General features: G+C 32.0%; 9 protein-coding genes. 3 read left to right on the forward strand and 6 right to left on the reverse strand.

Annotation, left to right across the window (positions count from 1 at the left end):
- Positions 1–4: 4 nt before the first annotated feature.
- From BLT46_RS11785 to BLT46_RS11805, 5 genes are all read right to left on the reverse strand, one after another.
- Entirely contained in the window at positions 5–1,330 is a 1,326-nt protein-coding gene (locus BLT46_RS11785; protein ID WP_090410317.1) for a hypothetical protein, read from the reverse strand.
- 8 nt (positions 1,331–1,338) lie between these two features.
- A complete protein-coding gene (locus BLT46_RS11790; protein WP_090410318.1) occupies positions 1,339–2,283 on the reverse strand; it encodes a metallophosphoesterase in 945 nt (314 codons plus the stop codon).
- Between the two features lie 219 nt (positions 2,284–2,502).
- Positions 2,503–3,342, reverse strand: coding sequence for an OmpA/MotB family protein (locus BLT46_RS11795; protein WP_090410319.1), 840 nt, complete (start codon positions 3,340–3,342; stop codon positions 2,503–2,505).
- Between the two features lie 71 nt (positions 3,343–3,413).
- Positions 3,414–4,421 (reverse strand): glycosyltransferase family 2 protein, encoded by a 1,008-nt coding sequence (locus tag BLT46_RS11800; RefSeq protein WP_090410327.1) that lies wholly within the window; start codon positions 4,419–4,421, stop codon positions 3,414–3,416.
- Positions 4,422–4,431: 10 nt separating this feature from the next.
- Positions 4,432–4,884: a type I restriction enzyme HsdR N-terminal domain-containing protein gene (locus tag BLT46_RS11805; protein ID WP_090410320.1), complete on the reverse strand. Its 453-nt coding sequence runs from the start codon at positions 4,882–4,884 to the stop codon at positions 4,432–4,434.
- A 54-nt stretch (positions 4,885–4,938) separates the two neighbouring features.
- On the opposite strand from BLT46_RS11805, the gene holA reads away from it, so the two are divergent.
- Positions 4,939–5,943, forward strand: coding sequence for a DNA polymerase III subunit delta (gene holA / locus BLT46_RS11810; protein WP_090410328.1), 1,005 nt, complete (start codon positions 4,939–4,941; stop codon positions 5,941–5,943).
- Positions 5,944–5,954: 11 nt separating this feature from the next.
- On the forward strand, positions 5,955–6,143 hold the full coding sequence (locus BLT46_RS11815) for a CAL67264 family membrane protein (RefSeq protein ID WP_090410321.1): 189 nt from the start codon (positions 5,955–5,957) through the stop codon (positions 6,141–6,143).
- 190 nt (positions 6,144–6,333) lie between these two features.
- Here the strand turns inward: BLT46_RS11815 and BLT46_RS11820 are convergent, their stop codons facing one another.
- A complete protein-coding gene (locus BLT46_RS11820; protein WP_090410322.1) occupies positions 6,334–6,516 on the reverse strand; it encodes a hypothetical protein in 183 nt (60 codons plus the stop codon).
- 308 nt (positions 6,517–6,824) lie between these two features.
- On the opposite strand from BLT46_RS11820, the gene ettA reads away from it, so the two are divergent.
- Positions 6,825–8,513 carry an energy-dependent translational throttle protein EttA gene (gene ettA / locus BLT46_RS11825; RefSeq protein WP_090410323.1) on the forward strand — a complete coding sequence of 563 codons (1,689 nt, stop codon included), beginning with the start codon at positions 6,825–6,827 and terminating at the stop codon, positions 8,511–8,513.
- Positions 8,514–8,627: the final 114 nt, after the last annotated feature.

Here is an 8,627-nt window from a genome sequence, read left to right on the forward strand (position 1 = left end):
TAAATTAATCGATATAATCATCTAAATGACTTTTGAAAGGAATTGGTATATCTCTCTTGATTTGCTCTTCAAAAAGAATAAGGGAGTTAGAATAAGATTTTAACACATCTAACTGTGTCTCATTAGACTTTAATTTGACACATAATTTATATAAAAGTATATTCCCTTCGCTAACAGTTGATTGAAAGAAAAAGTATTCTATCTCTTTACGTGGTATTAAGTGAGTGTATAAATCATCAGAAAATCCAACTTCATCATTTTTTTCGTCAATCCAGATGAATGGTTTATTATGTGATATTTCCTGTATGAATGTAGGTATTCTATAAATGTTAGGGTTTTCTTTATAAGTTTGAGTATCTAAATAAATAGAATCACCAAGAGTTGTGCAATGACTTATTGCTAATTTTTGTGTGTGTTTAGGATAAATAACAGATTCAGGGTATTCTTTTAGATTAGTTACTAAGAAAAATACCTTCATATTGCCAGCATCTAAAGAAGCTGGATAAGCATTCGATAAATAGAATTCTTGATGTTCAGTTTGTATAGTAGTGCTTGAAATATATTCGTTCTCTTCTGTTTTATTAAGTTTTAGACTATTTAATTCTTTATAGCTTAAAAGTAAATTTTTTAGCTCAGTATAAGGTTTATTATAGGGGTCACTATTTTCACAGTATGAAAAATAAGATCCAACAGCAATATTTTTTCTTAGACAATCATAAAAAGAAAAATTATTTAGGATAACATCTCCAACGCGCACTGGTATTGTAAAGGTGTACTTTACTAAATCATCTTCGTTGTCAAGTTTACAAGTTTCAATTTCTTTTAATTTAATAACTTCATCGTAAGTTGTATCCCAAGAGATAAAAGTTTTCTGTGAGTTCTGAATTTCATACCCTTTTAATATGTCACAAGAAGTTTTGCTCTCTAAAATTGTGTAATTTGTTTCGTTTTTTCTTGCCCAAATGAATAGATTTCTATCACAGAAAGTCGTATTTGTAAATTCAGATAAGAGTTGTTTTGAAAACCCTAATACAGTTGATAGTTGCTCGAAAGTGTTAGCGAAGTTCTCAGAAGATAATGGAATGTAACTATTATGTTTACCTGCAACAAACAACAATCCTTTGTTATTTATGCAGGTAAAATATAGAACTTGAATGTGGTCGATAGACTGACGACACTTATAATAGTTAATCTTGTTTTTGCTTATTAAATAGCCATTTTCTATATAAATAACATCTTCATTTTTTGATAGAGAATAACTGTCCACAGAAGGTTTTTTTTCTTCTGTAGATACACTTGGTTTAAAAAAATGCTTGATGTACTTAAACATGGGAACTACTATTTTATAAAAGCAATTTTAGTTGAGTCTAAAATGTTTTCTCCTGAATAACGGTAACTAATAAGTTTCCCGTCTTTAGCAATGCTAAAATCCAGGCAACAAACGTTGTCTTTTAATATTGTAGGTTTTTGATTTTCAGAATAAGGCATCCAATAATGACCAAAGAAAACTGGTTTTTCACCTTGTTTATAGTAGCTTTTTTCTTCTGATTGGAATGGTGTATTTGGTAAATTATCAATTGGATGAATGCTCATATTGTTATATGTCATTTCTTGAGGGTTTTCCCACCATTTAATGCGGAATTCAGTTCTTAAGATACGATCATTGTCAATAAAGCTCAATCCTTCAGGTAGAGTTGCTTCTTTTCCTTTTAAAGCGTGTTCAACAGCTAAGTGAAGTTCAGTACCAACAGTACTTGATTCTTCTAATAATTCATCTGTTAAACAATTATTGACTAACTTCTTTTTAAGCACATCAATTCCCTTATCATCCCAACAAGCATGTACTGCTCTAAAACTGTCATTTTCAAAGAAAAGAGGAAGAGTTTTAAACCATTCAATGTACATTTTATACAATTCAGCATCTTGCATAAAAGCTGCCATTGTAACAGCGTGTTGATTAAAGTTTTTCTTGTTATGTGGTCGAAGGTATTCTCCTTTAGAAGATTTAGTATTATAACAAATAGCATTGTACTCGTGGTTTCCCATTAGAGCAATTGCTTGATTGTTATCTACCATTTTTTTTACTATATCGAGTACTTCAATTACATTAACTCCTCTGTCAATATAATCTCCTATAAATAATACTTTTCTTTCAGGATGTTGAAAATAGCCATTAGATGTGGTGTATCCTAAAGCTGATAAAAGTTGTTTTAAATCGTTACTATGACCATGAATATCTCCAATGATGTCAAAGTTGATAAAGTTTGTTGTTATGTCGTTCATAATTAAATTAAATATCATTACTAAAAGTACGATAATTTATTCATATATGACTGTTTTTATAGGTAAATAAAGATATAAAACTTGTAAAGTGTCTAAAAAGATGGTTTTTAGTAATATTTGTTTATACTTTCTAAATTATAGGGGGAAGGAAGGGAAGATTAAGAGTAAGAAAAAATCAAATAAAAAAAAGGCCACTCGATTAAGAGTGGCCTTTTCAAATTATTTACCTTTTGCAAGTTCTTTCATTTCTTTTTCGATCATATCATAGAATTGATCGATTTTTGGTAGAAGAACGATTCTTGTTCTTCTGTTTCTCGCTTTGTTCTCAGCGCTATCATTATCAACTAATGGCACATACTCTCCACGTCCAGAAGCTACTAATTGATTAGGGTTTAAACCAAAATCACTTTGTAATACTTGAACGATAGAAACTGCACGTTTAACACTTAAGTCCCAGTTGTCTCTCATCATAGCATTTTTGATTGGCACATTATCAGTGTGTCCTTCAACCATAACTTCGAAGTCTGGTTTGCTTTTCGCGATAGCAGCAACTTTAGCTAATACTTTTTTAGCTTTATCGTTAACTTCGTATCCTGCTGTTTTAAATAATAATTTATCAGCAATAGAAATGTAAACAACTCCTTTTTCTACGTTTACTTGAATATCTGGATCGTCAAAACCAACTTCTTTCTTAACGCTTCTTACTAATGCTAAAGTAACAGAGTCTTTCTTAGTAATTGCATCTTGTAAACGAGAGATTTTTAAATCTTTCTCTTTTAAGCTTTCTAAAGATTTCTCAAGATTTTCAGCTCCTTTAGAAGATAACATTGTTAAGTTACCTACATTGCTAATTAAATCATTTGTGTTCTTTTTCAAGTGATCAACTTGATTTGCTAATGCATTCTTTTCTGCTAATGTAGAATTTAATTTAATAGTACAAGTGTTTAATAAATCTTGAACTTCTTTATTTTTTAATTCTAAATCAGCAATTTTTTGTTTAGTACCACATGATGTCATTACTAAAGCTAAAACTGATAATCCTAAAACTACTTTTCTCATAATTAAAAAAATGATTGAATTGTTATGTCAAATATAGCAAAATGCGTGCAAAATAAGAAACGAATGAATAATTATTTTGTTTCGAATATTTTAAGATATTCTTTCTGATTTTGAAGATAATACAATTTTACTATGGACTTTGTTTTATAATAATCACATTTTGGCGTTTTACTGACTTTGTTTTTGAAGCTTGAAATTCGCTTGTAAAAAGCAAAATGTGAGCGTACAATAGCAAAACAGTGCTTTGGTTGAAACAGTAGCATATATCTTATTCCTGCAATACCATCTAAACATAAACGCAAAAAGATTGTATTAAACTTTTCTTTTTTTGGTAAGTTCTTGTACAATGTCAATAGTGAATTTCGAAAATTTAAATATGTTTTCTTTGGACTTTGGTATTGTAGTGTTGCTCCTCCAACGTGGAAAACTGTGGAAAATCCACAATATTTAATGTGGTAACCGATATTTTGTGCGCGCCAACATAAGTCTATTTCTTCTTGATGGGCAAAGTAGTCTTCATCAAATCCTCCTAATTGTTGGTAAACTTCGTTGCGAATGAAAAAACAAGCACCAGATGCCCAAAAGATGTCAGTTATGTCATTGTATTGACCATTATCTTGTTCTATTGTATCAAATATCCTTCCTCTACAAAAGGGAAACCCATATGCGTCTATAAAACCACCTGCTGCACCTGCGTACTCAAAATGTGTTTTCCTTTTATAGTCTAATATCTTTGGTTGAACAATAGCTACTTCTGGCTGATTATCTAATATTTCTTGCACGGGAGGTAGCCAGTTTGGTGTAACTTCAATATCTGAATTAACTAAAACCAAATAAGGTTCATTAATTGATTTTAAACCTTCATTATATCCTTTCGCAAAACCGTAGTTTCCTTGGTTTACAATAATCTTAACTGTTGGGAATTCCTTTTTTAATACATCAATAGAACTATCTGTAGATGCATTGTCTATAACATATATATTAGCTTGTTGTGAATTTTCTATAACGGATGGTAGAAATTGTTTTAACAATTTTTCTCCATTCCAATTTAAGATAACAACCGCAAATTTTTTATTCATAATACAGTTCTTATAACCCATTTTTATAATCGGGTAAGTTTTTTAAAAATATGTATTTGCTTTGCTCATAATCCATTTTACAATAATAGTGATTAAGGCCATTTGTTACATATAAAAAGTCTGCTCGCAACTGAAAATTGTAGCGAGCTATTTGGTCAAAGGTTTGTTGCGTAATATTTATTTGTGGAGCTTTGCACTCAATTAAGATTGCAATCTCACCGTTGGGTTTAAATACAACCACATCGTAACGCTTTGTCATTCCGTTAATTCGCACTACTTTTTCTACACTTATTAGTGAAATAGGGTACTTTTTAACATATAGTAAATCGTGAACAACGTGCTGTCGGACCCATTCTTCAGGAGTAAGAAGGATAAACTTTTTACGAATAACATCAAAAATAGATAGCTTATTTTCACTATTTTTGAACCTGAAATCAAACGAAAGAAAATTAAGTCTTTGCATAATGCAAAGATATTTTTTTCTACACGTATTGAGAAATTAAATAAAACTAATATTTTGGATCAAGTTAAAGAGATAATTAAGGGTATAAAATCTGGGCAGACTGCACCAATATACTTTTTAATGGGTGAAGAACCGTACTACATAGATAAGATATCTGAATATATTGAACAAAATGTATTGACTGAAGAAGAGAAAGGGTTTAATCAAATGGTGTTATACGGAAGAGATGTAACTATTCCGGAAATAGTGTCTAATGCAAAGCGTTTTCCTTTGATGGCAGAAAAACAGGTTATTATTGTTAAAGAAGCTCAAGAGCTGGCAAGAACAATAGATCAACTTGAAAGTTATGTCGGACAAGTTCAGCCTTCTACAGTATTAGTTTTTTGTTATAAATACAAAACATTAGACAAGCGTAAAAAGGTTTATAAGGCTATTGAAAAAACTGGTGTAATTTTTGAAAGCAAGAAATTAAGAGAATATCAGATTGAAGCTTGGTTAAAAAAACACCTAACTTCTATTGGCTATGATATTGAACCTAAGGCTTTGGCTATGCTGGTAGAGTTCTTAGGAACAGATCTGTCTAAGATTGCAAATGAAATCAATAAACTTACTATTATTTTACCAAAGGGAACTCAAATTACAGGAGAGGTAGTTGAAAGAAATATTGGTATTAGTAAAGATTTTAATAATTTTGAATTAATTAAAGCAATTGTAGATCGCAATCAGTTAAAAGCGTATAAAATTGCTAATTACTTTGCTCAGAACACAAAAAACAATCCTATTGTATTAACAATGGGGCTTGTGTATTCTTATTTTTCTAAGCTTTTATTATATCACGGGTTAAAAGACAAGTCGTCTACCAATGTGATGAAACAATTAAAGGTTAGTCAATATGCGATAAAAGACTATGAAATTGGTTTTAGAACTTATAAGATGAAACAAGTAAGTGCAATTATTGCACATTTAAAAGACATCGATTTAAAAAGTAAAGGAGTAGGAGCGCAGGCAATGCCTCACGCTGATTTGTTGAAAGAGATGTTGGTTAAGATTTTTAATTAAAAATACATATAATGGCTTACAAATTAAACAAAAACAGAATTTTAGGATATGCGACGTTGATTATGATTTTAATGGGGGTTCTATTAATCTGTTTGGGTGCATTTAAATACTCTGAAATAGCAGGATGGGGTTTCACAGCAGTTGGAATTGGTTTCTTTGCTATTGCTTGGGTTTTTAACGCATTAAAAGGTAGAGTTTAAATACAATACGAGTCATCTGGAAACAGGTGACTTTTTTTATGCCATAATGTAAAGTAGTCGCTATTGTTTATATTCTGAATAAGAAAGGCAGACTCTTGCGGTTATAGGTAGTTGCAGTAGTAATAAAAAAAAATCTTGTAAACGACTCGTCTCACAGTAAGCCGTTTACAAGACTCTATAAAGCATTGCTTTAGATTCCAATATGATGTTCATACTCATCTTCTGTTTTGTCCTCTGCGTGAAATATAGCATTCGCAGGCGAAATAGCCTCGCAAGACGGACAAACGTATGCGTCGATTGATGGATCATAATAGTTGTTTTCGTGATTGTTTTCACAAAAATCCTTTTCTGTAAATAGAGAATAATTTGTCATAGCTGTGAGCTTATTTATTTTGACTACAAATTACCATTTAAAACACAATTCTACAATAGATTTAGGAAATATTTTTGTTAATATTTCGGTAAACTATCTCGTGTGTTATTTAGAATGTAATCTTCTGTTGAAAGATTAAGTAAAACGCCTTCTTACTTAAAAAGACACACTCAAATACAATTATAACCTCAAAATAGAAAACAGCTTTTTAATCTGAGTAATAAATCTTATTTTTGGCTTGTCTGCTACAAAAGACTACTTGGCTTTGTAGTAGGTTAGTAATCATTAAATTCAATATATTTTACTTTATGTCAGACGATAAAAAGGTAATTTTTTCGATGTCGAAAGTGAGTAAAACTTACTCATCGACAAATAAAACTGTTCTTAAGGATATTTATTTGAGCTTTTTCTATGGAGCTAAAATTGGTATTCTTGGTTTAAACGGTTCAGGTAAGTCTTCTTTGTTAAAGATTATAGCAGGGGTAGATAAAAACTATCAAGGAGACGTTGTGTTTGCTCCAGGATATACTGTTGGATACTTAGAGCAAGAACCACAGTTAGATGAAACTAAAACGGTGATTGAAATCGTTAGAGAGGGTGCTGCTGAAACAGTTGCTATTCTTGACGAATTTAATCAGATAAATGATATGTTTGGTTTGCCAGAAGTTTATGAAGATGCAGATAAAATGCAAAAACTGATGGATCGCCAAGCTGAGTTACAAGATAAGATTGACGCAGCAGGTGCTTGGGAACTTGATACAAAGTTAGCTATTGCTATGGATGCTTTGCGTACGCCAGAAGGAGATACACCCGTTAGCGTGTTGTCTGGTGGAGAAAAAAGACGTGTGGCTTTATGTCGTTTGTTATTACAAAACCCAGACGTATTATTGTTAGATGAGCCTACCAACCACTTAGACGCGGAGTCTGTACATTGGTTAGAGCAACACTTACAGCAGTATAAAGGAACTGTAATTGCAGTAACCCACGACCGTTATTTCTTAGATAATGTGGCTGGATGGATTCTTGAATTAGACAGAGGTGAGGGTATTCCTTGGAAAGGAAATTATTCTTCTTGGTTAGATCAGAAGTCTAAACGTTTAGCTTTAGAAGAAAAAGTAGCTTCTAAACGTCGTAAAAACCTTGAGCGTGAGTTAGATTGGGTACGTCAAGGTGCTAAAGGACGTCAAACTAAGCAAAAGGCAAGGTTACAGAATTACGATAAATTATTAAATGAAGACCAAAAACAATTAGAAGAGAAATTAGAGATCTATATTCCTAATGGACCACGTTTAGGTACGAATGTAATTGAAGCGAAAAATGTTGCTAAAGCATTTGGTGATAAATTATTATATGATGATTTAAACTTTACTTTGCCTCAAGCGGGTATTGTTGGTATTATTGGACCTAACGGTGCTGGTAAGTCTACTATCTTCCGTATGATTATGGGAGAACAAACACCAGACGGTGGTACATTTGATATTGGAGAAACTGTTAAGATTGCTTACGTTGACCAATCTCATAGTAATATTGATCCTGAGAAATCTATTTGGGAAAACTTCTGTGATGGTCAAGAATTGATTATGATGGGAGGACGCCAAGTGAATTCACGTGCTTATTTAAGTCGTTTTAACTTTGGTGGATCTGATCAAAACAAGAAAGTGGCTACATTATCAGGAGGAGAAAGAAACCGCCTTCACTTAGCAATGACGTTAAAAGAAGAGGGTAACGTACTTTTACTGGATGAGCCTACGAATGACTTAGACGTAAATACACTACGTGCTTTAGAAGAAGGTTTGGAAAACTTTGCAGGATGTGCAGTAGTGATTTCCCACGACCGTTGGTTCTTAGACCGTATCTGTACGCATATCTTAGCGTTTGAAGGAGATTCGCAAGTTTACTTCTTTGAAGGGTCGTTCTCAGACTACGAAGAAAACCGTAAGAAACGATTAGGAGATGTTGCTCCAACTCGATTAAAATACAAGAAATTAGTTCGCTAATGAATAGAAAAGCATAATTATGGACTGACCCCAAAAAGTTGGACGAAGTTATGCAATCTTTTTAATATAATGAGCTCGGTATTCTACCGGGCTCATTCCATTTAAATTAATGCG

This window comes from Myroides phaeus, assembly GCF_900099675.1.
GTDB classification, from domain to species: Bacteria; Bacteroidota; Bacteroidia; order Flavobacteriales; family Flavobacteriaceae; genus Flavobacterium; species Flavobacterium phaeum.

Bases quoted from the DNA above. Each gene is read 5' to 3' on its own strand.
- BLT46_RS11785 (WP_090410317.1), bottom strand. From the start codon at position 1,330: ATGTTTAAGTACATCAAGCATTTTTTTAAACCAAGTGTATCTACAGAA.
- BLT46_RS11790 (WP_090410318.1), bottom strand. From the start codon at position 2,283: ATGAACGACATAACAACAAACTTTATCAACTTTGACATCATTGGAGAT.
- BLT46_RS11795 (WP_090410319.1), bottom strand. From the start codon at position 3,342: ATGAGAAAAGTAGTTTTAGGATTATCAGTTTTAGCTTTAGTAATGACA.
- BLT46_RS11800 (WP_090410327.1), bottom strand. From the start codon at position 4,421: ATGAATAAAAAATTTGCGGTTGTTATCTTAAATTGGAATGGAGAAAAA.
- BLT46_RS11805 (WP_090410320.1), bottom strand. From the start codon at position 4,884: ATGCAAAGACTTAATTTTCTTTCGTTTGATTTCAGGTTCAAAAATAGT.
- BLT46_RS11815 (WP_090410321.1), top strand. From the start codon at position 5,955: ATGGCTTACAAATTAAACAAAAACAGAATTTTAGGATATGCGACGTTG.
- BLT46_RS11820 (WP_090410322.1), bottom strand. From the start codon at position 6,516: ATGACAAATTATTCTCTATTTACAGAAAAGGATTTTTGTGAAAACAAT.
- ettA (WP_090410323.1), top strand. From the start codon at position 6,825: ATGTCAGACGATAAAAAGGTAATTTTTTCGATGTCGAAAGTGAGTAAA.